The organism is Brevundimonas sp. ABV4_179 (assembly GCF_056311945.1).
Genome location: NZ_CM149976.1, coordinates 1,514,503 through 1,537,198, shown reverse-complemented (window position 1 = coordinate 1,537,198; position 22,696 = coordinate 1,514,503). Strand labels below are relative to the sequence as shown.

Sequence of the window (22,696 nt, the reverse complement as noted above, 5' to 3'; positions counted from 1 at the left end):
ACATCGGCCTAGAAGCGCTCTGACGACCCGAAAATCGAAGCGCGCGATGCGGCGCTCGTTAGATCAGCCCTCGGCCGGGGATTGGCGCCGCCCGCGTTGTAGAAGCGAAGCACGTTGTCCAGGTCGCCGAACAGGCCGGTGTGCATGTAGGGCGCGGTCTTTCGCACGCCGAGCAGGCTGGGCGTGCGGAACGCGCCGACGTCCTGCGACCGGCCTGTCACTTGGTAACGTCCGAGATCTTTCAATCCACGCCCATAGAAGTGAAGGCCAAGGTTGTGGAACTTCTGGTCGGTTTCCGGCGGATGTGATCCGTCATGCGGTGTGGGCGCACTTTCGGTCCAGCCTCAGTTTTCGCGACGTCGAGGAGATGATGGCCGGCGCAGGATCGACGTCAGCTATGAGACGATCCGGTGCTGGACGATCACGTTCGGACCGCTGATCGCGCGGTGATTGAAGAAGCGGAGATGGGCTTCGACGGCGCTGTCTGGACGAGGTCTTCTGCTGAACCGGTGGCAAACAGATGTATCTGTGGCGGGCCTTGGACGACGAGGGCGAGGCCGTGGACGTCGCCGTCCAGCAAAAACGCGACATGGACGCAGCAGTGAGGCTCCTGAAGCGGCTTTTACACAGTCAGCCTGTCGAGCCTGAATCTATCACTACCAACGAGTCTCACTACGCACGCCGCCGTTTACAACACCTGCAACATTCAACGCCATCTTATCAGCAGACGCACTCTCCAAGCCTTCCGTGACGATGCGGCCGCCGCATGGCCACGGCTTTCGTCTGATGGGGGGCTGTTAGCGGGCTTTTCAACTTGGCGATCTCAACTTGACGATGCCTTGGTAGGTCATGCGGCGTGGTCCTGAATGAGCAATCCAGCCAGACGGCGGGCGATGATGGACTCGGCGTCGGCGATCATGGTCGCCAGCAGGGCCTCACAGGTCGGGATGTCGTGGATCAGACCCTGGACCTGGCCGGCCCAGATCAGACCCCGGTCCAGATCGCCGGTCTCCAGCGCCTCCCGCCCTAGCGCGCCGGAGACAAGCGGACGGACATCCTCGAAGACAGCGCCGGGGCTGCGAGATCGGGCGACGACCTCGTCCGAAACGCTGTTCCTGGCGACGCGGCCTGTGTTGTGAAACTGACGAAAGATGAGATTGGTCGCGCGCTCGTCATTGGCCACGATGAACTGTTTGATCTTGTCGTGGATCGGCGCCTCGACCGTGGCGCAGAAGCGGGTGCCCATATTGACCCCCTCGGCGCCCAGCGCCAGGGCGGCCGCCAGTCCGCGTCCATCGGCGATGCCGCCCGAGGCGATGACCGGGATAGAGACCTTGTCCACGGCCGCAGGGATCAGGACCAGGCCCGGGATGTCGTCCTCGCCGGGGTGGCCGGCGCACTCGAAACCGTCGATGGAGATGACGTCGACACCCATGCGCTCTGCCGAGACGGCATGGCGCACGGCTGTGCATTTGTGCAGCACGGTGACGCCGTGCGATTTGAAGTCCTCGACATGCGCCTGCGGCTTGTGGCCGGCGGTTTCGACGATGGTGATGCCGCTTTCGATGATCGCCTTGCGGTACTCGGCATAGGGCGGCGGACTGACCGAGGGCAGGATGGTCAGGTTCACGCCGAACGGCTTGTTCGTCATCGTGCGGCAGCGATCGATCTCGCGGCGAAGCGCATCGGGCGAGCCCGGCGTCAGGCCGGTAATGAGGCCCAGACCGCCGGCGTTGGAGACGGCGGCGGCCAGTTCGGCGCGGCCCACCCACATCATTCCGCCCTGCACCACCGGATGCTGGATGCCGAGCAATTCGGTCAGACGGGTCCGAATGGCCATTACACGTCGCCTCCCTGCACACGACCGCCGATCATCACAACGCTTCCACGATCGTCACATTGGCGACGCCGCCGCCCTCGCACATGGTCTGAAGGCCGTATCGCTTGCCCCGCGCGCGCAGGGCGTGGACCAGGGTCGCCATCAGCTTCGTGCCTGACGCGCCAAGCGGATGGCCCAGGGCGATGGCCCCGCCATTGACGTTCAGTCGGTCTGGGTCGGCGTCCAGCGCTTGAAGCCACGCCAGAGGTACGGGCGCGAACGCCTCGTTGACCTCATAGAGGTCGATATCCTGGATGCGCATCCCGGCTCGCTTCAAGGCGCGCTGGGTGGCGGGAATGGGTTCTTCGAGCATGATGACCGGATCGCCGGCGGTGACGGCGAAGCTGTGGATGCGACCGATCGGCGTCAGGCCGTAACGCTTCAGCGCCGCTTCCGAGACGATCAGCATGCCCGAGGCGCCGTCGCAGATCTGGCTGGCGTTGGCGGCCGTGACCACCCCGCCTTCGACCAAGGTCTTCACCGAGCCAATGCTGTCCATGGTCGCATCGTAGCGAACGCCCTCGTCCTTGGTGTGCATCGCGGGGCCGTCGGGCGTCTGGATTTCCAGCGGCACGATCTCGGCGTCGAAGGCGCCGGCCTCTGTGGCGGCGGCGGCCCGGCGATGGCTTTGCAGGGCGTAAGCGTCCAGCGCTTCGCGGTCGAAGGCGTATTTGCGGGCGATCATCTCGGCCCCTTCGAACTGGCTGAAGACGTCGCGACCGTATTTGGCCTTCAGCCTGGCGCTCAACGGCCCTTCGCCGACGCCCTTCTCCTCGTGGAACGACAGGTTGGTGAACATCGGCACGCGGCTCATGCTCTCCACCCCCGCCGCGACGACCACATCCTGCGAGCCGCTGAGGATGGCCTGCGCGGCGAACTGAACGGCCTGCTGGGACGAACCGCACTGACGGTCGATGGTCACGGCGGGAACCGATTCGGGCAGGCGCGAGGCCAGCACCGCATTGCGGCCGAAGGCGAACGACTGCTCGCCCGCCTGGGTCACGCAGCCCATGATGACGTCCTCGATCGCCGCCGGATCGACGCCCGAACGGTCGACGAGCGCATTGAGGATTTCCGCACCAAGGTCGGCGGGATGCCAACCGGAGACGCGACCGTTGCGACGGCCGCCGGCCGTGCGCAAGCTTTCGACGATATAGGCTTCAGCCATGGACCTTGTCCTTTCCAGCGGTTCAGCGCGGCGCCATGCGGATGGCGCCGTCGAGACGAATGGTCTCGCCGTTGAGCATGGGGTTGGTGACGATGGCCTCGACCAGTTGAGCGTATTCGTCGGGGTCGCCCAGACGGGCGGGGAACGGCACCTGCTGGCCGAGCGAGTCCTGGGCTTCCTGCGGCAGGGTGGCGAGCAGCGGCGTCAGGAACAGGCCGGGCGCAATGGTCGTCACCCGAATGCCGTAGCGGGCGAACTCGCGCGCGACGGGCAGCGTCATGCCGGCGATCGCCGCCTTGGACGCCGCATAGGCGGCCTGGCCGATCTGGCCGTCGAACGCCGCGACGCTGGCGGTGTTGACGATTACGCCACGCTCCTCGCCGACCGGCTCCGCGTCATGCAGACGCTCGGCGAACTTGGACAGGACGTTGAAGCTGCCGATCAGGTTGACGGTGATGATCTTGACGAAATCCGCCAGCGGAATGGCCTTGCCGTCGCGGCCGATGACCTTGGCGGGCGGGCCGATCCCGGCGCAGTTCACCAGGATGCGGGCCTTGCCATACACGCCTTCGGCCTCGGCCAGGGCGTCGGCGACCGCGGTTTCGTCGGCGACGTCCACGACCGCGAAACGTCCTCCGATCCGATCAGCCGTCTCCGCCGACAGATCGGGATTGCGGTCCAGGATCGTGACCTTGGCTCCGGCCTTGGCGAGACGGGCGGCGGTTGCGCCGCCCAGACCCGAGGCGCCCCCTGTGACGATGGCGGCGTGTCCGGCGATGTTCATGGGGGTGGTCCTTCTCGGCAGGTGACGGCGGGCGCGGGGCGTCCGGATAAAGGGTTCGACTTGGAAAGAATGGGCGGCGCAGCGCGCAGCGTACGAACGGCTAGAAGGCGCGCCCGGCGGTCGTTTTCGGGCGTCTGTGGCCGGGGTTCGATCGGGTCGCGCAGGGACGGGATTGGGGCCGCATTCTCATTCCTCCAGGGGGATCGCCGCATTTCAGCGTTGTCGTTGAGTGTCAGGCTACGTCCGATCCCGGTCGAAGGCTTTGCCCCGGCTTGCTGCAAGATTTGACGATTCTTGCGGCGCCCTTGCTTCGCGGCTCCGACTGCGGCTCGCATCACCCCAACAAGATTATCGAGCAGCCCGGATGCGTTCGGCGCGAGACTCGTTCGTAGGAGGATTCAATTCATGGCGGAGGCCACACACCCGCTGGGTCATGCCCGGCGCGTCCCCGACAAGGCCGCCTGCATACTCGCCGAGACAGACGAGGTCATGACCTATGCCGAGATGGAGGCCTCGGCCAACCAGGGCGCCCGGCTGATGCGAGACCTGGGCCTGAAGCGCGGCGACGTGGTCGCGGTCATCCTGGAAAACGGGTTCGAGACGTTTCGGATCGCCTGGGCCGCGCAGCGGATCGGCGTCTTCCTGACCAGCCTGTCGACCAAGAGCAGCGTCGGCGATCTGGCCTACATTCTGCGCGATTCGGATGCGCGTCTTGTCATCGCCTCTGACGCTCTTGCGGGGGAACTTAAGCAGGCGACGGAGGGGCTGGATGTCGCCGCCTATTCCATCACCGGTCAAGGCGGACTGAGGGCCTGGAGCGACGCCCGATCCGCATTTTCCGCCGATCCTCTGGAAGACCCTCAGCCCGGAACGGACATGCTCTATTCGTCCGGCACCACCGGCCGCCCCAAGGGGGTGCGTCCGACGCTGCCCGACGGTCCCTTGGACGCGCCTACGCCCTTGATGACCATGGGCCGCGACCTCTACGGCATGAACGCCGACACCCTCTATCTCTCGACCTCGCCGCTCTATCATGCGGCGCCGTTGCGGTGGGCCATGACGGTGCATCGGTTCGGCGGGACGGTTGTCATCATGAGCCGGTTCGACGCCGAACAGGCCCTGGCCCTGATCGAAAAGCACCGCATCACGGCCAGCACCTGGGTTCCCACCCATTTCGTCCGGCTGCTGAAACTGCCCGATGCTGTCCGCGCGCGTTACGACACCTCCAGCATGACGGCGGCCGTTCATGCGGCGGCGCCCTGCCCCGTGCCGGTCAAACAGGCGATGATCGACTGGTGGGGCCCCATCGTCCACGAATACTATTCCGGCACCGAGACCTGCGGCATCACCGCCCTGTCCGCCCAGGAATGGCTGGCCAAGCCGGGGTCGGTCGGACGCGCCGTCCTGGGCAGGGTGCGGATCCTCGACGACGCCTATCGCGAGCAATCTGTCGGCGCGGTGGGCGAGGTCTATTTCTCGGACGGTCCGGCGTTCGCCTATCACAACGATCCAGACAAGACGGCGAAGGCCCATAGCCCCCAGGGCTGGGCGACGCTGGGCGACATCGGCCGGCTGGACGAGGACGGCTATCTGTTTTTGACCGACCGCAAGGGCTTCATGATCATTTCGGGCGGGGTGAACATCTACCCGCAGGAGATCGAGAACCTGCTGATCGTTCATCCGGCCGTCGCCGACGTCGCCGTCATCGGCGCGCCGGACGACGAAATGGGCGAACGGGTCGTCGCCGTGGTTCAGCCCACGGATTGGGCCGATGCCGGACCAGCCCTGGCCGAAGCTCTGACCCGGATCGCCCGGGAACAGCTTGGCGGGGTCAAGACCCCGCGCCAGATCGATTTTCGCCGGTCCCTGCCGCGCGAACCCACGGGCAAGCTGCTCAAACGCCTGATCCGTGAAGACTATTACGCAAAGGATGTCGCGTCTTGACCCTGATTTCGGATGAAGCGCGCGGCATCGCCGCCCGCGTCGAAACCTTCGTTCGCGACGTCGTCGCGCCCTTCGAGGCCGACCCCCGATGCTCGGCCCACGGCCCTTCCGATGCACTGGTCGACGAACTGCGCGCCCTGGCCAGGCAGGCGGGCGTGCTCACCCCTCACATCCGCTCCGACGGCTCGCACCTGACTCAGCGAGAAACCGCTGTCGTGCTGCGGGCGTCTGGCCTGTCGCCGCTTGGCCCGGTCGCCGTCAACGTCGCCGCGCCCGACGAGGGCAATATGTTCCTGATCGGCAAGGTCGGCTCTCCAGAGATCAAGGCGCGCTTTCTGAGGCCGCTGATCGCGGGCCAGGCCCGCTCGGCCTTCTTCATGACCGAACCCGCCGAGGACGGCGGGGCCGGCTCCGACCCCTCGATGATGAAGACAACCTGTCGGCTGGATGGCAATCACTGGGTCATCAACGGCCGGAAGGCCTTCATCACCGGGGCCGGCGGCGCCGATGTCGGCATCGTCATGGCCAAGTCCGAGGACGGCGCCTGCATGTTCCTGGTCGATCTGCCGGACCCGGCGATAAGGATCGAGCGCATTCTTGATACCCTCGACACCTCCATGCCGGGCGGCCACGCCGTAGTGATGATCGACAACCTGCGGGTCCCTGCCGATCAGATGCTGGGCCACAGCGGCGAGGGGTTCAAATATGCCCAGGTCCGGCTGGCGCCGGCGCGTCTGTCGCATTGCATGCGCTGGCTGGGAGCCTGCACGCGCGCCCATGAGATCGCGACAGCCTACGCCGTCAGGCGGCATGCCTTCGGCAAGCCCCTGATCGACCACGAGGGCGTCGGCTTCATGCTGGCCGAAAACCAGATCGCCCTGAAGCAGGCCGAACTGATGATCGACTGGTGCGCCGGCGTGCTGGACACCGGCGTGCTTGGCACCGTCGAAAGCTCCATGGCCAAGGTGGCGGTGTCGGAGGGCCTCTACGCCGTCGCGGATCGTTGCGTTCAGGTCATGGGCGGAACCGGCGTGACCGATGATACGATCGTGGCCCAGGTCTATAAGGAGTTGCGCGCCTTCCGCATCTACGACGGGCCGACCGAGGTCCACAAATGGAGCCTGGCCAAGGCCATCAAGAGGCAAGCCCGCGCTCAGGCCGAGGCTGAAGGAGCCGCCGCATGACCGAGGCCGAAAACCCCAACGCGGGCTTCACCGAAGTCGGAGACCGCCACCGTTTCGACGAGAGCGCCCTCGCCGGCTGGATGGCGCAGACCATTCCCGACTTCGAAGGCCCCTTGACTGTGCACCAGTTCAAGGGCGGCCAGTCCAATCCGACCTATCGATTGTCGACGCCGCGTCGCAACTATGTCCTGCGCCGCAAGCCGCCAGGCCAGTTGGCGGACGGCGCCCACGCCATCGACCGCGAGGCCCGCATCCTGACGGCGCTGGCCACGGTCGACTTTCCGGTCCCCCATGTGCATGGGCTGGCCGAGGATCCGGCCATCATCGGCACGGCCTTCTATGTGATGGATCTGGTCGAGGGGCGCATCTTCTGGGACGCCACCCTTCCCGACGTCCCGGCCGCCGAGCGGCCCGCCTATTTCGACGCCATGGCCGAGACTCTGGCCCGCCTTCACGACATCGACTATCGCGCCATCGGTCTGGAAGACTACGGCCGCCCGGACGGTTATGTGGCGCGTCAGGTCAGGCGCTGGACGCGGCAGTATCAGGCCGATCTGCCCGAAGCGGGCGAGGAAAAGAACCTTGAAGCCCTGATCGACTGGTTGCCCGCGCATATGCCGGCGGACGGCGCGCCATCCATCGTCCATGGCGATTTCCGCATCGACAACATGATCTTCCATCCCACCGAACCGCGCATCGTCGCGGTGCTGGATTGGGAGTTGTCCACCATCGGCCAGCCCATCGCCGACTTCGCCTACAATATGATGATGTACCGCATACCGCCGACCATGCTGACGGGTCTGGTGGGTGCGGACCTGGAGGCGCTGAATCTGCCGACCGAGGCGGACTATGTGGATCGCTATCGGCGCGCGCGCGGTCTGGAATCGGCGCCGGATCTGGACTTCTACGTCGCCTTCAACCTGTTCCGGCTGGCGGCGATCTTCCATGGCATCAAGGCGCGGATCGCTCGCGGCACCGCGTCTTCGGCCCATGCGCAGGACATGATCGCCACCCTGCCCGTCTTCTCCGCCATCGCCGTCCAGCAAGCCCAAGGGGCCCGCCCATGACCGCCGCCCCGACCGAGGCGCCGCCTCTGCTGGTCGAACGGGACGGGCCCATCGTTCGGCTCGTTTTCAATCGTCCCAAGGCGGGCAACGCCATCGATGTCCCGATGGCCAAGGCGCTGATGGAGGCCGCGATCGCCTGCGACGAGGATCCCGCCGTCCGCTGCGTGGTCCTGACTGGCGCCGGGCGGATGTTTTGCGTCGGCGGGGACGTCAAGCTGTTCTCCTCGGCCGGCGAGCGCATTCCGCATCTGCTGAAGGAACTGACCAGCTACCTGCACTCGGCCATCTCGCGCCTGGCGCGGATGCAGAAGCCGCTGGTCACCGTCGTCAACGGACCGGCGGCCGGGGCCGGGTTCAGTCTGGCGCTGCTGGGGGATGTCGCCCTGGCCTCGCGCGAGGCCAGCTTCACCCTGGCCTACGGCAAGTTGGGACTGTCGCCCGATGGCGGATCGACCTGGCTGCTGCCCCGTCTGATCGGCCTGCGCCGGGCGCAGGAGCTGATGCTCACCGATCCCACCCTGACCGCCACGCAGGCGGCGGACCTGGGGCTGGTGACGCGGTTGTGCGATCCCGACGAGTCGGGCCAGGCGCCGGCCGGCCCGACGACGCTCTCGGCCCAGGCCGCCATTCTGACCGACACCCTGTCGCGCGGCGGCGTCCAGGCCTGGGGTCGCACGCGGGAGCTTCTGCTGAACGCCTATGGCGCATCGCTCGAGAGCCACCTCGAGGCCGAGGCCCGCGCCATCGCAAATGCCGGACGCGGCGCAGAGAGTCGCGAGGGGATCGCCGCCTTCGTCGAGCGCAGACCGGCGAACTTCATCGCCGCAGCCGACGCTTAAAAAGCAGCCCAAAGGGCGCACATCACGGGGAAACACCATGACGGACGACACCATCGGCGAACGGCCAGCCGATCCTGCCCCGCGACGCACCGCATACCACTACTATGTCGTGGCGGTCCTGGTGCTGATCTATGCGGTGAACTTTCTCGACCGCCAGATCATGGCCATTCTGGTGGCGCCGATCGGCAAGGACCTGCATCTCTCGGACACCCAACTGGGCATGCTGAGCGGCGTCGCCTTCGCCCTGTTCTACGCCACGCTGGGCCTGCCCATCGCGCGTCTGGCCGATCGCTACAATCGGGTGCGGATCATCGCCGTCTCCTGCGCGATCTGGAGCGGCTTCACCGTGTGTTGCGGTCTGGCGGGCAACTTCCTGCAACTGGCCGCCGCCCGGATCGGGGTCGGCATAGGCGAGGCCGGCGGATCGCCGCCGAGCTACAGCATCATCGCCGACTATTTCCCCCCGCAGGATCGCGGCTACGCCATGTCCCTCTATTCGCTGGGCATCCCCCTGGGCATCACGCTGGGGACCGCGTTCGGCGCCCTCGTGGCCAATACCTATGGCTGGCGCGTCGCCTTCTTCGCGGCCGGGGCGCCCGGGATCGTTCTGGCCGTGCTTCTTGTGACCACGGTGCGCGAGCCGCTGCGGGGCGGTCTGGACCGGCTGAAACAGGCGTCGATCACATCGTCGCTGCCGACCGCGCTTCGCGCCTTCTTCTCCAATCCGGTGCTGCGGTCCACGGCCTTGTCAGCCGGCCTTTCGGCCTTCTGCGGCTATGGGGCCACGGCCTGGGCGCCAGCCTATCTGATCCGCACCCTGGGCATGACCCTGCCCGAGGTCGCCCTGTGGTACAGTCTGGTCAACGGCGTCGCCATGGCGACGGGCATCTTCCTCAGCGGCTGGGTCGCCGACCGGTGGGCGCGCACCAATCCCGGCGCCTATGCGCTGATGCCCGCCATCGGTCTGCTGATCACCTTGCCCTTCTTCATCGGCTTCCTGACAGCGCATAGCTGGACCTTGGCCCTGCTGCTCTTCGTCGTCCCCGGCCTGACCTTCAGCATGTATCTGGCCCCTGCGCTTTCGGTGATCCAGAACGCTGTCCATCCCAGCGAACGCAGCACTTCGGGCGCCATCCTGCTGCTGATGATCAATCTGATCGGCCTGAGCGGCGGTCCGTTCCTGGTCGGGTGGGTCAGCGACGCCCTGGCTCCGCGTTTCGGCGCCGAGTCGCTTCGTTTCGGACTCGCGGCGCTGATCCCGGCCATCCTGCTGGCGGTCGTCGTCCTGTTCAGAGGCGCGGTGCTGTTGCGCCGACGCGCGGCCGCGGCTCAGGCCTGAAGCGCGCCAAGCCGCTCCTTTCAAGACTCGCTCCAACGACAACAAAGGGCCGCCGGATCGCTCCGGCGGCCTGAAGGCGTTGAGACTTCGCCCGGGAAGACGAATCGCTCGGCGAGAACTAGAACTTCACCTCCAGCGACACGCCGAAGAGACGGCCGGGGTTGTCGAACAGGAAGGTCGAGATGCTGGCGATCCGCGACGCATAGGTCAGATAGTCCTGGTCGAACAGATTGGTGGCGTAGAGGGACAGGGTGTAACCGGCCGCCTGACCACCGCTCAGATTGATCTGGGCGTCCACCGTCGTATAGGCCTTCTGCATGAACAGCGGATCGTTGACGCTGGAGACCAGACGCTCCGATCCGTAGGCCACATTGGCCTGCAGTCGAACATTGTCGAACAGATCGCCGGGCGAACCGATCGGGAAGGTGTAGGACGGCATGAAGCTGGCCGTCCATTCCGGCGCGAACGAGAAGGGCGTGCCGCTCAGGTCGACGCCATTGACGACATAGTTGGTGTATTTGGCGTCCAGATAGCCGACCGATCCCCGAAGCTGCAGGCCGTCCATCGGCTTGACGACGGTCTCCAGCTCGACGCCGCGGGTGCGGGCGCCGGCGATGTTGCGCGTGACCATGATGAAGCCGGTGCCGGTGGACTCGGTCTGGCTGCGCTGCAGATCCTCGAACTTGGTGTCGTAGATCGCCAGGTTCACCAGCCAGCGTCGGTCGTAGAATTCGGTCTTGGCGCCGACTTCCCAGGAGGTCGAGGTCTCGGGCCCGTATCCGCCCACCGACTGGGCCAGCGATCCGACCAGACCGATGAAGCCGCCGCCGCGATAGCCTTCGGAATAACGGCCATAAACCATCTTGGTGTCGTCGATCTGATAGTTCAGACCGGCCTCGATCGAGAAGTTGTCGTCCTTGCGGCTCTGGGTGTTGTCCATGGCCGGCGTCGCCGCCCCCGGCGCCCGCAGGGAGAAGTTGTGCTCGGTCTCGTCCCAGGACTTGCGCGCCCCGAACGAGGCCGTCAGCCGGTCGGTGACGTCATAGTCGAGGTGGGTGAACAGCGCATAGCTGGTCCGCACCGTTTGGCTGGCCTGGTTGGACACGGAAACCCCCGCCGCCGGGCTGAAGCGCGTGTACTGCGGCTGGGTCTGGTCGGAGGTGCTGTGATTGTAATAGGCGGCGACCAGCCAGGCGAGACGCCCGCCCAGGTCCAGACCTCCGTTCTCTTCCGACGACAGCCGGAGTTCCTGGGAGAAGGACTTCACCCGGAAGATCTGATCGTTGACGTGGAAGACCGGAACCGGCGTGATGTCCAGATCCGCGTCATTCAGCAGCGAATACCGGCGATAGCCGCTGATCGCGCTGAGCTTGGCGCCGTTCAGGCTCCATTCGGCGTCAGCGGTGATGTTGTGGTCCCGCGCCCGAGGCCGATCATTGTAGTCGATGTTCATCACCCGGCGCTTGTCCAGGTCCGTGGTGCAATACCCCCAGTTCGCGCATGGGAAGGCGGTGGCCGGCGTGGCGACGCGCCCGACGGACTGGGTGGGATGGCGCGCCGAATAATCGGCGGTCACATACAGGTTGAAGTCCGGCGTCGGCTCGAACACCACGGCGCCCCGCACGGTCCAGGTATCCTCGGCGCCCCCGTCCTCCCCGCCCGGGAAGCGGTTCTCGATATAGCCGTCGCGTTTGCGATAATAGCCGTACAGCTTGCCGGCCAGCACGTCATGAAGGATGGGGAAGGTCGTCAGCGCCTGGGTCTGAACCAGGTTGTAACTGCCGTATTCCGCCTGAATCTTGGTGCTGGGATCGGCGCCCGGCTTGGGACGGATGCGTTGCAGCAGAAGCGCGCCGGCGCTGGCGTTCTTGCCCAGCAGGGTGGATTGCGGACCACGCAACACCTCGACCCGGTCGGTGTCGAACAGTTCGGCCAGGGCGCCGGACACCGTGGGTTGGTAGACGCCATCGACATAGAGGGCCACACCCGGCTCGGTCGCGACCTCGGTGCCGACCACGCCAAAGCCCCGCAGGAAGATCAGCGGGGTGCCGCTGGCGGTCGGGTTCTGCGAAATCTGCAGATTGGGAACCGTGCTGGACAGGGCGCGAACGTCCGGCGCGTGCAGATCCTGGATCATCTGGGCGTTGACCACGGAAACCGCGATCGGCGTCTCCTGCACCGACTCGTCGCGCAGTCGCGAACCGGTGACGACGATTTCGTCGACGACCGTCGCTTCCTCGCCCTGCTGGGGCTGGGCGGTCGGCTGTGGGCTGGTCTGCGCCCATGCCGCGCCTGTCGCGCAAGTCAGGGCCAGCGCGCTGGCCGCCGTGAGAATATGTTTCTTGAGCTTCATTCTATGTCCTCCCTTGATTGTTTTGTTTGATTTGGCACGCGCACGGGTTCGCATTCCGGGGCGGGTGGGCCTCGGGGCGATCTCGTTCACGGTTCTGACGACGGGCCGCCGGCGGCGGCTGATCCTGACGTGGCGCGCGCTACGCCATCTTCGCCCCCTGGCGCCGGGCGCGGAAACTCGTCGGGGTCTCGCCCAGGTGCGTCTTGAAGGCCCGGTTGAAGTGGCTCTGGCTGGTGAAACCCAGCAGATCCGCGATGACCTTCATGGAGGTGTCGGATTCGGCCAGCATGCGCTGCGCCCGATCAAGTCGCGCCTTCAGAACATACTGGTGCGGGCTGGTTCCCGTGGCCTTCTTGAAGACGCGGCAGAAATGCGATGGCGTCAGGCCGGACCGGGCGGCCATCTCCTCGACGCTGTATTCCGCCTCCGGATGCTCGCTGACCGCATTCATGATGTGATGGATGCGATAGGAGGAGAAGGCCGAGGTCGGCAGGGCGCTGGCCGGCGCCGTCGCCGCGCCGCGCAGCATGTGCGCCTTCAGCGCGTCGATCAGGGCCGAGACATAGGCGTCGCGGGCGCCGGACGCCGGCTGATACAGTTCGGTCGAAATCTGCCGCGCCAGGGCGCTGCCCAAGGGATCGGCGAAGGCGAAGCGGAAGTTGGCGAACTGGTCCAGGACCGACGCCGCTTCCAGCCCGTGAGAATCGACCGACAAGGTGATGCAGTCCAGTTCGCCGTCCACCAGCCACCGCGTGGGCATGGTGGCCGGCACGATGGTCGCGGCGCCCGGGAAGGACGTCGCCTCGCTCCAGCCGTCCCTCACCCACGTGCGCACGTCGGCCTTACCGGCCAGCTGAACCACGAAAAGGGGATCGGGAAGGGCCGGAAGCGCATAGCTGCCCAGGAACTGGCGCCAACGGCTGAACCGCCACCGGCCATCGCTTGAGGCGACGCTGATCTCGGGCCCGCGGCGCAGGGTGTCCTTGATGATCGCTTCCGCGCTCCCAGACCGCTCCTGCAGCAGCGCGCCCTGCATCAGACGCCCCCGTCGCAGACGATGGCGCGCGGCGTGCCGGGCGCATCGAGGACGCTAGAGAACGGCGACGGCGCCCGGACCGCCTGCGCGGACGGTCGGGTTTGACGGAACTCGCGATTCGACTGGCCTTGCGCCCGCATCCTGCTTCCCTCTCCATCGGCGGCTGAACCGCTCTTATGAACCCTCATTATGCGCACGATACGCAACATAGGCATTGCCGAATCTGGGTGCGGCTTTTGTCGTTTTTTGCTTTTGGGCCGCGCCGCGCCGATCAACGGGTTTCAGGCATGGCGAACGCTGGCGCTGTCGCGCGCCATCGGTTCAGTCGGACAGGGCCTCGACGCCTGCCCCGCCGGCGACGAGGGCCCGACCGCGCATGAAGGCCTTGGCGGCGTTGACGGCGTCCACGGCGATGATCCGCCCGCCGCGAAGATAGGTCACGGAGAAGCTGCGTGAAGCCGGGTCTCCGCGAACGATTTCCTGATCGAACCCGCCAGACAGGCCGACCGTCTGAAGCTTGAGATCGTACTGGTTCGACCAGAACCAGGGCAAGGCGTCATGATCACGCCCCTGGCCTGTCAGTTCGCGCGCCACCGTCGCCGCCTGCTCCGACACGCTGGGAACGGATTCGATCCGCGTCCGCTCGCCCCCGGCGTAGGCGTTGATCTGGTTGGCGCAGTCGCCAATGGCGAATACGTCCGACAGACTGGTCCGGCAACGCAGGTCGACATCGACGCCATTGGTCGCCGTCGCCCCCGCCCTTTCCAGGGCCGCGACATTGGGCGTTATGCCAACGCCCACGATCACCAGGTCCGCCGCCAATTTCTCGCCGCCCGTCAGAACGACATGAGAAATCCGCGCGTCGCCCTCCAGACGATCGACGCCCTGACCCAGGCGGATATCCACGCCGTGCGTCCGATGCTCCGCTTCGAAGAAGGCCGACAGGGCCGGTCCAGCGACGCGCGACAGCAGTCGCGTCTGGGCTTCGACGAGCGTGACGGCCTTGCCCAGTTTCCTCAGCACGGCGGCGGCTTCCAACCCGATATAGCCGCCGCCGACGATGACGACCCGGTCGACCCTCGGCAGTTCGCCCAGGATCGCGTCGATATCCGCGCGGCTGCGGACGGCGTGGACGCCCGCCAAATTCGCTCCGTCACAGGTCAGCCTGCGAGGCGAACCGCCGGCCGCCCAGACCAGCACCCCGTAGGACAGGCTGTCGCCCGAGGCCGTCCGCGCGGTCTTGGCCAGGGGGTCCAACCCAACCACGGTTTCGCCGCTGACGAGCGTCACCGCCTTGTCCTGCCAATAGGCCGCGGGGCGCAGATGCAGCCGGTCGAACGTCTTCTCCGATGCGAAATACTCCTTGGACAGCGGCGGTCGTTCATAGGGAAGCTCGACCTCATCGCCGACGATGGTGATCGATCCTTCGAACCCCAGTTGACGCAGTGAGATGGCGGTCTGGGCGCCGCCCTGGCCGCCGCCGACGATCAGAACGTCCTGATGAGACGGGACCACGGCCATCGGCTCACTCCTCGGGCGCGATACGGACAACCAGGCCGTCGCTGTCGTCGGTGACGGCCAGTTGGCAGGACAGGCGCGAGTTCGGCTGACGATGCAGGCTGCATTCCAGCATATCGGCCTCGTCGCCCTCCATGGGCGCAAGGGTTTCGCCGCCGGCCTCGACAAAGACGTGACAGGTCGCGCACGAACATGAGCCGCCGCACAGGGCCACGACTTCGTCGATACCGGCGTTGCGGATCGTCTCCATCACGGAGGCGCCGACGGCGGCGGCGATCGGCACGGCGTCGCCCCCACGAAGAATGACGGTCACGGTCGGCATCAGCGACGCTCCCGCCGAGAGGCGCCGCAAGCAGGCCGGGGTTGGGTGAAGGTGAAGGACATGGTCAGGCTTTCGAAAACAAGAGCCCGCCGATCGCCCGGCCCAAAGGCGGCGATCGGCGGAAGTTTCTCCGGGGAGGAGCGGAGGTCCGGCGGCGGCGACGCCGTGGATCAGGGAATGAGGACGGCCTTGACGCATTCACCTCGGTGCTGCGCCTCGACGGCGGCGTTGATTTCGGACAGCGGCCAGGTCTTCGTCAGCTTCTCGATGGGAAACCGTCCCTGGCGATGCAGATCGACCAGTTGGGGAATGAAGCCGTCCAGGTCGCTGTCGCCCTCGATGATGCCCTGGATGCGATGGCCGTAGGTGATCAGCCCGGCCAGGTTGACCGACAGGCTGCTCTCCGGCTTGGGCGGCACGCCGACCAGGCCCAGGACCCCGTGGCTCGAAAGACTGGCCAGCGCGGCCTCGACCACCGGCTCTCGCCCGCTGGTCTCGAAGGCGAAATCCACGCCGTCCGGCAGAATGGCGCGAATGGCGGCCGCCACGTCGCCGACCGCCGGATCGATGACGTGCGTCGCGCCCAGTTCCAGCGCCATCTCGCGACGCGCCGCGATGGGCTCGACCAGGATAATGACGCCGCAGCCCTGGACGACCGCACCCATGACGGCCGACAGCCCGACCGGACCGCCGCCGAAGACGGCCAGGGTGGACTCCGCCGGACAGGCCAGAGACCGCATTATCCCGCCCGCCCCCGTCTGGAACCCGCATCCGAGCGGGCCCAATATCTCCAGCGGCGCGTCGGGGTCTTCGATCTTGATCACATTACGCTCGAACGCCAGGGCGTGGCTGGCGAAGGACGACTGACCGAAGAAGTTTGCTGAAATGGGCGCGCCGTCGATGCTGATCCCCGTCGATCCATCCTTGCGCGCGCCGGCATAGTTCAACGCCGGGAATTTACGGCAGTAGGACGGCAGATCGTCGTTGCAGCGCGAACAATGGCCGCAGCTGGCGAAGCTGAGAACCACCCGATCGCCGGGCGCGACCTTGGTCACTTCGGCGCCGACAGCCTCGACGATTCCCGCGCCTTCATGACCCAGGACGGCGGGCAGGGCGACGGGGATGAAGCCGTCGCGCGTGATGAGGTCGGTGTGACACAGGCCGACGCCGGTGATGCGGACCAGCACCTCATCGGCGCGCGGGGCTTCGATATCGACGGTCTCGACCGAAAAATCGGCATGAGGCTTACGGGCGACGGCGGCGGTGATCTGCATGGTGGCGATCCTGATAACGCAGAGAACTGAGGCGTGAACGACTAGGGCAGGGCCATGACGACGGACTTGGACTCGAGATAGGCGTCGAGCACATCCGGCCCGTTCTCGCGTCCGATGCCCGAGCGTTTCATGCCGCCGAAGGGGAAGGCCGGGTCGGCGGCCAGGATGCAGTTCACGAAGACGGTGCCGGCCTCCAGCTCGGCGGCCGCGCGATGCGCTGCGCCCAGGTCGCGCGTCCAGACGTGAGCCGCCAGGCCGTAATCGCTGTCGTTGGCCATGGCGATGGCCTGATCGAACTCGTCGAACGGCGTCACCGCCAGGACGGGGCCGAACACCTCCTCGCGGGCGATCTCGGCATCGGTCGGCACGTCGCGCAACACGGTCGGCGGATAGAAGTGGCCCCGATCCGGCACCACCGGCGTCGGTCCGTGCCGCGCGATTCCGGCGGCGAGCGCCCGGTCGACATATCCCGAGACGCGCTCATGCTGACGCGCGCTGATCAACGGGCCAAGCTGGGCCTGGCGATCCGAACTCGCCCCGATCGGCAGGGCGGCGGCCGTCGCGGCGAGACCATCCAGAACGGCTTCGTAGATCGAGCGATGGGCGTAAAGCCGTGTCCCGGCGTAGCAGACCTGGCCGGAGTTGAAGAAGCAGCCGAAGGCGGCCTCGGGGATGGCCTTGGCCAGGTCGGCGTCCTGACACAGGATCGACGGGGATTTGCCGCCCAGTTCCAGGGTGACGCGCTTCAGATCGGGAACGGACGCCGCCAGCACGGACTGACCCGTTCGCGTCGATCCCGTGAACGCCACCTTGGCGATCTTCGGATGAGACGCCAGCCGGGCGCCGACCTCTGCGCCGCCCGTCACCACGGACAGCACGCCGGCCGGAAGCCCCGCCTGAATCGCCAGTTCAGCCAACCGAAGCGCCGACAGGCTGGTCTCGGGCGCGGGCTTCAGCACGACCGTGCAACCCGCCGCCAGGGCGGGCGCGATCTTCCACATCGACAGGACAAGCGGGAAGTTCCATGGCGTGATCGCCGCCACCACCCCCACCGGCTCGCGGCGCGTATAGACGTGATGGCCGCCCGGCGTGGCCGCCAGCCCCCCTGCCCGCCCCTGGATCTTGCTGGGCCACCCCGCATAGGCGCGAAGCCAGCCGACCGTCGCCGGAATATCAATCGTTTCGGCCATCGAAATGGGCTTGCCGGCGTCCAGCGCTTCAAGCGCGGCCAAGCGCGGCAGGTCGGCTTCGATGGCGTCGGCGAACCTGTGCAGCAGGGCCTCGCGCTGCAGCGGAATCAGGTCGCGCCAGGCCGGCGACTTAAGAGCGGTCAGAGCGCCATCGACCACAGCATCGACATCGGCCGCCGACGCATCGGGGATTTCAGCGAACACCTCGGCGCGCGACGGGTCTTCGTCGCCGAAGGCGTTGACCACGGAAAGCGGATCGCCGCCGGCCCGAAGCGTCAGCTCCGGCAGTATCAGATCGTCGAAACCTTGGATGCTGGCCATCATGCGGCCTCCTTGCCGCGCCGGCGAAAATCGCTCGGCGTCTCGTGGAAATATTGGCGATAGGTCCGCGTGAAATGGCTCTGACTCTTGAAGCCCAGACTGTCCGAAATCTGCGCCACCGGCAGTTCGGACTGGGCGAGCAGATGCCGCGCGCGGTCCAGTTTGGTCCGCATCACGAACTGGTGCGGCGTGGAGCCCGTCGCCTTGCGGAAGACGCGGCAGAAGTGGGAGGGGGTCAGGCCCGCGGCCGCTGCGAGCGATTCCAGCCCGTGGTCAGCCTCGGGGTGCTCCTTGATCTGGGCCATGACGGTGTGCAGCCGGAACGACGAAGACTGGGTGCTAGGGATCTCGGGGCCGCTGGACAGGCTGGTTCCACGCAGCACATGCGCGGTCAGGGCGTTGACCAGGGTTCCGACATAGGCGTCCCGTTCCGTGCTGGCCGGGGTGTACAGCTCGGACAGCACCTGGCGCGTCAGCGCCGTGCCCAAGGGATCGGAGAAGGCGAACCTGAGCTGGCTGAACCGCGAGGAGTTGGGCGTCGCGTCGATCAGGTGGGGCGCGAAGCTCAGCGTCACCACGTCAAGCTCGCCATCGACCAGCCAACGCGAGGCCATGCCAGGCGGAAGGATGGTGGAATCCCCCGGCATGGAGCCGGCTTCCGTCCACCCGTCCCGCCACCAGGTCTTCACCTGGGACTTGCCGCCAATGTGAACGACGAAGGTCGGCGCCGGCAGGGGCGGCAAGGCGTAGCTGCCCACGAAATGCCGCCAGCGCGAAAGGCGCCAACCGTCTTCCTTGCCGCCCAGCGCCACATCCGGCGCCTCGCAAAGGGTGTCGCTGATGATCGCTTCGTTGGTCCAGTCGTCCGCCATGGTCGCTTCCTCAAGCCGGGACGAGCCTGGTGTCCAGGTTCTTCAGTCCGTTGATGAAGTTCGATCTGAAACGGCGCGGGGGCGCAACGACTTCCAAGCGGGCGACCCTTTTCGCCAGCAGCCGGAACGCCACGCGCAACTGCATCTCGGCCAGGCGCGACCCCACGCAGACGTGCTGTCCCGCGCCGAAACCGACGTGAACGACGCCCTTGCGGGTGACGTCGAACAGGTCCGGGTTCTGGAACACGGCCTCGTCCCGGTTGCCCGACGCATAGAACAGCACGACCTTGTCGCCCTTTCGGATCGTCTGGCCGCCGATGACGGCGTCCTGGGTCGCGGTGCGGCGCATGTGGATCACCGGACTGGCGTGACGCACCATCTCCGCCGTCGCGGTCTTCAAAAGATCGGGGTCGGCGCGCAGCCGATCCCACTGGGACGGGTCATTCGACAGGGCCACGATGGTGTGGCTCAGAGAGTTTCGAGTCGTTTCATTGCCGCCGACCAGCACCAGGATCAGATTGCCGACGAAATCGCGAAACTGGGTCGGCTGTCCATCGATCTCGGCATTGGCCAGCAGGCTGGCGATATCCGGCCCCGGCTCGGCGCGGCGACGCTCGAACAGATCCTGACTGAAGGCGAAGAACTCGCCCATGATCGCGCCCATGGCCTCGGGCGACTGACGGAACTCCGGGTCGTCCTCGCCGACGAAGGCGTTTGTCCAGCGATAGAGATCCTTCCAGCTTTCCGACGGCACGCCGAGCAGTTCGGCCAGGGTCAGCAGCGGAAGGGGGGCCGACAGCAAGGGCACCAGATCCACGACCTCGCCCATCGGGATCTGATCCAGCAGGCCAGACACCCGTTCCTCGATCCGGGTCTCGATGTCGCCCAGCCGCACAGGCGACAGCGCCGGCATGATCACCTTGCGATACTGGGTATGGACGGGCGGATCGATCGAGATGAAGGGGATGCCCACGGCGGAGTCGCCCGCGCCGGTCAACCCGACCTCGTTCTCGTTGAAGATGCGGTGCCCGCCGTTGGCGTAGGCCGACGAGAACAGCAGCGGCTGTTTCGACACCTCCACGATGTCCGCATGGCGCGTCACCGCCCAGAAGCCGGCGCCGTCGGTCTCGGGGTTCCAGTAGACAGGGGCTTCGCGGCGCAGCGTCGCGAAGACGCCATAGGGCATCCGATCGACATAGAGGTCCGGGTTCTTCAGGTCCGGGCCGTCGATGAGGGTTTGGCTGGCGAGGACGGTCATCAGAAGGCCTTCGAAATCGCGAACCCATAGGTGCGCGGCGCCGCTGGAACGAGGAAGTTGAACGGGAAACCCGCCCCCCGTAGGTCCAGACCGTAGGAATAGGTCTTTTCCTCGAAGGCGTTGTTGACGAAGGCGCGGACGGTCAGGTCATCGCGGGTCCAAGCCAGCGAGGCGTTCACCTTGGCGTAGGCGTCCTGCCGCAGCTCGGAGTTGACCTGCCCGGTTCCCGTCGCATTCTTCTCATTGAACGGCGAGAAATACTGTCGGCTGAAATAGCTGACCGTGGGCGACAGCACGAGGTCGCCGCCCGCCGGACGGGCGATGGTCCAGTCGAAACCGAGCTGAGCCGTCACCTTCGGCGCGAAGGGCAGGTCATTGCCGGACAGATCGACCCCCTGCAGCGTCAGGTCCTTGTAGGTCGCATCCAGATAGCCGAACGACCCGTTCAGCCGGAAATCGGGGGTCGCCCGGAAACCGAACTCGACTTCGCCGCCATAGACCTCGGATTTCGGCGCATTGACCAGGAAGGACACAGGGCCGGCGCGCGTGTCCTGCACCTGCTGGTTCGAATAATCGTAGTAGAAGATGGCCGACGACAGGGTCAGCCGGTCGTCGATGAAGCGACCCTTGAGGCCGGCCTCATAGGCGTTCACCTGTTCCGGCTGGATATAGGTGATGCCGATCGAGGAGGTGTAGCCGCCGCCGTTGAAGGCTCCCGAGCGATAGCCCCGGCTATAGCTGGCATAGGCGAGAACGCCGCTGTCGAACGTATAGGCCAGGGCCAGTCGGCCCGTCACCGCGTCGGAATCGCCGTCGATGTTGTAACGCGCCGCCGGATTGTAGGCGCAGGTGCCGGCCGGGGTCGGGCACGGGACCGTCGAGGCGATGGGCGTCGAGGTCCCGCCGACATTGCCTGCGAAAAGATGGGCGAAGCCGTCGCGATATTCGGCGTCATCCTGCGTGTAGCGCACCCCGGCGGTCAGCGTCAGCTTGGGCGTCAGGACGAAATCGGATTGGGCGAACACCGCCCAGGATTTGCGCTCCTGAGCATAATGCTGGAAGAAGCCGCCATTGACCCCTGGCGCCAGGGCGCTGCCGATGTTGAAAAGGTTGTCGGTGGTGATCTTGTCGGCGCCGTAGAAGCCGCCGAAGACCGCGTGGATCTTGTCCGTGTCGTAGTTCAGCCGCAGTTCCTGGCTGAACTGATCGAAGTCGGATCGCCAGTTGATGTCCAGAATGTCGAGCGGCGAACCGTCCGCGGCCTGTTGCAGGTTCTGCTTGCCGCCATCCTTGGACGTGATCGACGTGATCGTGACGGTCGGGCTGAGTTCGGCCGCGACATTCAGCGCGACGCCCCAGGCGTCGGTCTTGTTGTCGCCGACCCGGTTCTCGTTGATCTCGAAGAAGCCTGTCCCGCTGTTCGGACCGAACAGGCCATGGATGCCGGCCTGGGCGCCCCGATCGCGGCCGGCGTAGGCGCGCAGATTGACATCGACCGGCCCGTCGTTCGGCTTCCACCGAAGCGACAGTCGCCCCTGAAGCGTGTCGGTCGAGTTCGCCGCCCGGCCATTCGGGGCCAGGTTCTTCAGCCAGCCGTCGCCCTTCACATAGTTGACCGCCGCGCGCACGCCGAACTGATTTTCGACCGGCGTGAACTCGATGGCGCCCTGGCCGCTGACGGTGTTGAAGTTGGCGTATCCCGCCTCGACCCGGCCTTCGGTTCCGGACAGGTCCGGCCGCATGGTGATGAAGTTGATGGCGCCGCCGGTGGTGTTGCGCCCGAACAGCGTGCCCTGCGGCCCTCGCAGCACCTCGACCCGATCCAGATCGAACAGGCCCATGCCCTGGCTGGTGCGCGAGGCGATATAGACGTCGTCGATATAGACCCCGACCGGCGAGGCCTGGTTGGCGTTGTATTCGTTCGCGACCGAAATCCCCCGCAGCGAGAAGTTCGGCTGGGTCGAGCCATAGGGGCTGGACACCTGAAGGTTCGGAACCGCCGTCGCCAGATTGGCCGAGTTGGTGATGCCCTTGTTCGCCAGGGTTTCGGTGTTCAGGGCCGAAACCGCCAGCGGAACATCGAGCAGCGCCTGGCTGCGTCTTTGCGCCGTCACGACGATATCGTCGACCGAAGACGCGCTCTGGGGCGGAGCAGACGGCGCGGACTGCGCCAGCGCCGCGCCCGCGACCGAACTCATCAAGGCGGCCAACAAGACGCACCTGTGCCGTTTAACGCCCATGCCATTATCCTCCCTAAGGATCAGAGGCCGTGTTTCGACCCGTTTTTATTGACCCTGACGCTAGGGGGGATTTCAGTCGCTGGCTTTGCCTAGGCTTGCCTCACAATT

The 22,696-nt window shown here is 66.2% G+C and carries 18 protein-coding genes and 1 pseudogene; 6 read left to right on the top strand and 13 right to left on the bottom strand.

Translation table 11 applies throughout. The features are described 5' to 3' along the window. Positions 1 to 8: 8 nt before the first annotated feature. Positions 9 to 221, bottom strand: a complete 213-nt coding sequence (locus ACYX4P_RS07405) for a hypothetical protein (RefSeq protein WP_248118077.1) — start codon at positions 219 to 221, stop codon at positions 9 to 11. Positions 222 to 244: 23 nt separating this feature from the next. Here ACYX4P_RS07405 and ACYX4P_RS07400 point away from each other — a divergent pair. Continuing rightward, positions 245 to 791 (top strand): annotated as a pseudogene (locus tag ACYX4P_RS07400) (IS6 family transposase); the annotation flags it as partial. A gap of 56 nt (positions 792 to 847) precedes the next feature. Here ACYX4P_RS07400 and ACYX4P_RS07395 read toward each other — a convergent pair. The 3 genes from ACYX4P_RS07395 to ACYX4P_RS07385 are packed head-to-tail and all read right to left on the bottom strand — an operon-like array spanning position 848 to position 3,831. Continuing rightward, positions 848 to 1,840, bottom strand: a complete 993-nt coding sequence (locus ACYX4P_RS07395) for an NAD(P)H-dependent flavin oxidoreductase (protein ID WP_248117382.1) — start codon at positions 1,838 to 1,840, stop codon at positions 848 to 850. A 34-nt stretch (positions 1,841 to 1,874) separates the two neighbouring features. After that, positions 1,875 to 3,047: an acetyl-CoA C-acetyltransferase gene (locus ACYX4P_RS07390; protein ID WP_248117384.1), complete on the bottom strand. Its 1,173-nt coding sequence runs from the start codon at positions 3,045 to 3,047 to the stop codon at positions 1,875 to 1,877. 22 nt (positions 3,048 to 3,069) lie between these two features. Further along, positions 3,070 to 3,831, bottom strand: coding sequence for an SDR family NAD(P)-dependent oxidoreductase (locus ACYX4P_RS07385; RefSeq protein WP_248117386.1), 762 nt, complete (start codon positions 3,829 to 3,831; stop codon positions 3,070 to 3,072). A gap of 405 nt (positions 3,832 to 4,236) precedes the next feature. Between ACYX4P_RS07385 and ACYX4P_RS07380 the strand changes: the two genes are divergently transcribed. The 5 genes from ACYX4P_RS07380 to ACYX4P_RS07360 are packed head-to-tail and all read left to right on the top strand — an operon-like array spanning position 4,237 to position 10,204. Continuing rightward, positions 4,237 to 5,775 carry an acyl-CoA synthetase gene (locus ACYX4P_RS07380; protein WP_248117388.1) on the top strand — a complete coding sequence of 513 codons (1,539 nt, stop codon included), beginning with the start codon at positions 4,237 to 4,239 and terminating at the stop codon, positions 5,773 to 5,775. Beyond that, complete coding sequence (locus ACYX4P_RS07375) at positions 5,772 to 6,959, top strand: acyl-CoA dehydrogenase family protein (RefSeq protein WP_248117390.1); 1,188 nt, start codon at positions 5,772 to 5,774, stop codon at positions 6,957 to 6,959. The genes ACYX4P_RS07380 and ACYX4P_RS07375 overlap by 4 nt, the downstream gene beginning before the upstream one ends. Further along, the gene (locus ACYX4P_RS07370) at positions 6,956 to 8,026 is read left to right on the top strand and encodes a phosphotransferase family protein (RefSeq protein WP_476070238.1); all 1,071 of its coding nucleotides are present in this window, start codon (positions 6,956 to 6,958) and stop codon (positions 8,024 to 8,026) included. Before ACYX4P_RS07375 ends, ACYX4P_RS07370 begins: the two co-directional genes overlap by 4 nt. Then, the gene (locus ACYX4P_RS07365; RefSeq protein WP_248117394.1) at positions 8,023 to 8,865 is read left to right on the top strand and encodes an enoyl-CoA hydratase/isomerase family protein; all 843 of its coding nucleotides are present in this window, start codon (positions 8,023 to 8,025) and stop codon (positions 8,863 to 8,865) included. The genes ACYX4P_RS07370 and ACYX4P_RS07365 overlap by 4 nt, the downstream gene beginning before the upstream one ends. A 37-nt stretch (positions 8,866 to 8,902) precedes the next feature. Further along, entirely contained in the window at positions 8,903 to 10,204 is a 1,302-nt protein-coding gene (locus ACYX4P_RS07360; protein WP_248117396.1) for a spinster family MFS transporter, read from the top strand. Between the two features lie 118 nt (positions 10,205 to 10,322). Here the strand turns inward: ACYX4P_RS07360 and ACYX4P_RS07355 are convergent, their stop codons facing one another. The 9 genes from ACYX4P_RS07355 to ACYX4P_RS07315 all read right to left on the bottom strand — a co-directional run bounded on the left by ACYX4P_RS07355 (position 10,323) and on the right by ACYX4P_RS07315 (position 22,558). Further along, a complete protein-coding gene (locus tag ACYX4P_RS07355) occupies positions 10,323 to 12,557 on the bottom strand; it encodes a TonB-dependent receptor (RefSeq protein WP_248117398.1) in 2,235 nt (744 codons plus the stop codon). Positions 12,558 to 12,696: 139 nt separating this feature from the next. Next, on the bottom strand, positions 12,697 to 13,593 hold the full coding sequence (locus tag ACYX4P_RS07350; protein WP_248117400.1) for a helix-turn-helix domain-containing protein: 897 nt from the start codon (positions 13,591 to 13,593) through the stop codon (positions 12,697 to 12,699). Positions 13,594 to 13,914: 321 nt separating this feature from the next. Continuing rightward, on the bottom strand, positions 13,915 to 15,114 hold the full coding sequence (locus tag ACYX4P_RS07345) for an NAD(P)/FAD-dependent oxidoreductase (protein ID WP_248117402.1): 1,200 nt from the start codon (positions 15,112 to 15,114) through the stop codon (positions 13,915 to 13,917). Positions 15,115 to 15,118: 4 nt separating this feature from the next. Continuing rightward, entirely contained in the window at positions 15,119 to 15,433 is a 315-nt protein-coding gene (locus ACYX4P_RS07340) for a 2Fe-2S iron-sulfur cluster-binding protein (RefSeq protein ID WP_248117404.1), read from the bottom strand. Between the two features lie 170 nt (positions 15,434 to 15,603). Then, complete coding sequence (locus ACYX4P_RS07335) at positions 15,604 to 16,707, bottom strand: NAD(P)-dependent alcohol dehydrogenase (protein ID WP_476070237.1); 1,104 nt, start codon at positions 16,705 to 16,707, stop codon at positions 15,604 to 15,606. Positions 16,708 to 16,748: 41 nt separating this feature from the next. Beyond that, a complete protein-coding gene (locus tag ACYX4P_RS07330; RefSeq protein ID WP_476070236.1) occupies positions 16,749 to 18,218 on the bottom strand; it encodes an aldehyde dehydrogenase family protein in 1,470 nt (489 codons plus the stop codon). Beyond that, complete coding sequence (locus ACYX4P_RS07325; protein WP_248117410.1) at positions 18,218 to 19,090, bottom strand: helix-turn-helix domain-containing protein; 873 nt, start codon at positions 19,088 to 19,090, stop codon at positions 18,218 to 18,220. The genes ACYX4P_RS07330 and ACYX4P_RS07325 overlap by 1 nt, the downstream gene beginning before the upstream one ends. A 10-nt stretch (positions 19,091 to 19,100) precedes the next feature. Further along, complete coding sequence (locus ACYX4P_RS07320; RefSeq protein WP_248117412.1) at positions 19,101 to 20,348, bottom strand: cytochrome P450; 1,248 nt, start codon at positions 20,346 to 20,348, stop codon at positions 19,101 to 19,103. After that, positions 20,348 to 22,558 (bottom strand): TonB-dependent receptor, encoded by a 2,211-nt coding sequence (locus ACYX4P_RS07315; RefSeq protein WP_476070235.1) that lies wholly within the window; start codon positions 22,556 to 22,558, stop codon positions 20,348 to 20,350. The genes ACYX4P_RS07320 and ACYX4P_RS07315 overlap by 1 nt, the downstream gene beginning before the upstream one ends. Positions 22,559 to 22,696: the final 138 nt, after the last annotated feature.

What these genes read in the sequence shown, in the direction of transcription:
- ACYX4P_RS07395 (WP_248117382.1), bottom strand. Translation starts at nt 1,840, where the DNA reads ATGGCCATTCGGACCCGTCTGACCGAATTGCTCGGCATCCAGCATCCG.
- ACYX4P_RS07390 (WP_248117384.1), bottom strand. Translation starts at nt 3,047, where the DNA reads ATGGCTGAAGCCTATATCGTCGAAAGCTTGCGCACGGCCGGCGGCCGT.
- ACYX4P_RS07385 (WP_248117386.1), bottom strand. Translation starts at nt 3,831, where the DNA reads ATGAACATCGCCGGACACGCCGCCATCGTCACAGGGGGCGCCTCGGGT.
- ACYX4P_RS07380 (WP_248117388.1), top strand. Translation starts at nt 4,237, where the DNA reads ATGGCGGAGGCCACACACCCGCTGGGTCATGCCCGGCGCGTCCCCGAC.
- ACYX4P_RS07370 (WP_476070238.1), top strand. Translation starts at nt 6,956, where the DNA reads ATGACCGAGGCCGAAAACCCCAACGCGGGCTTCACCGAAGTCGGAGAC.
- ACYX4P_RS07365 (WP_248117394.1), top strand. Translation starts at nt 8,023, where the DNA reads ATGACCGCCGCCCCGACCGAGGCGCCGCCTCTGCTGGTCGAACGGGAC.
- ACYX4P_RS07360 (WP_248117396.1), top strand. Translation starts at nt 8,903, where the DNA reads ATGACGGACGACACCATCGGCGAACGGCCAGCCGATCCTGCCCCGCGA.
- ACYX4P_RS07355 (WP_248117398.1), bottom strand. Translation starts at nt 12,557, where the DNA reads ATGAAGCTCAAGAAACATATTCTCACGGCGGCCAGCGCGCTGGCCCTG.
- ACYX4P_RS07350 (WP_248117400.1), bottom strand. Translation starts at nt 13,593, where the DNA reads ATGCAGGGCGCGCTGCTGCAGGAGCGGTCTGGGAGCGCGGAAGCGATC.
- ACYX4P_RS07345 (WP_248117402.1), bottom strand. Translation starts at nt 15,114, where the DNA reads ATGGCCGTGGTCCCGTCTCATCAGGACGTTCTGATCGTCGGCGGCGGC.
- ACYX4P_RS07340 (WP_248117404.1), bottom strand. Translation starts at nt 15,433, where the DNA reads ATGCCGACCGTGACCGTCATTCTTCGTGGGGGCGACGCCGTGCCGATC.
- ACYX4P_RS07335 (WP_476070237.1), bottom strand. Translation starts at nt 16,707, where the DNA reads ATGCAGATCACCGCCGCCGTCGCCCGTAAGCCTCATGCCGATTTTTCG.
- ACYX4P_RS07330 (WP_476070236.1), bottom strand. Translation starts at nt 18,218, where the DNA reads ATGGCCAGCATCCAAGGTTTCGACGATCTGATACTGCCGGAGCTGACG.
- ACYX4P_RS07325 (WP_248117410.1), bottom strand. Translation starts at nt 19,090, where the DNA reads ATGGCGGACGACTGGACCAACGAAGCGATCATCAGCGACACCCTTTGC.
- ACYX4P_RS07320 (WP_248117412.1), bottom strand. Translation starts at nt 20,348, where the DNA reads ATGACCGTCCTCGCCAGCCAAACCCTCATCGACGGCCCGGACCTGAAG.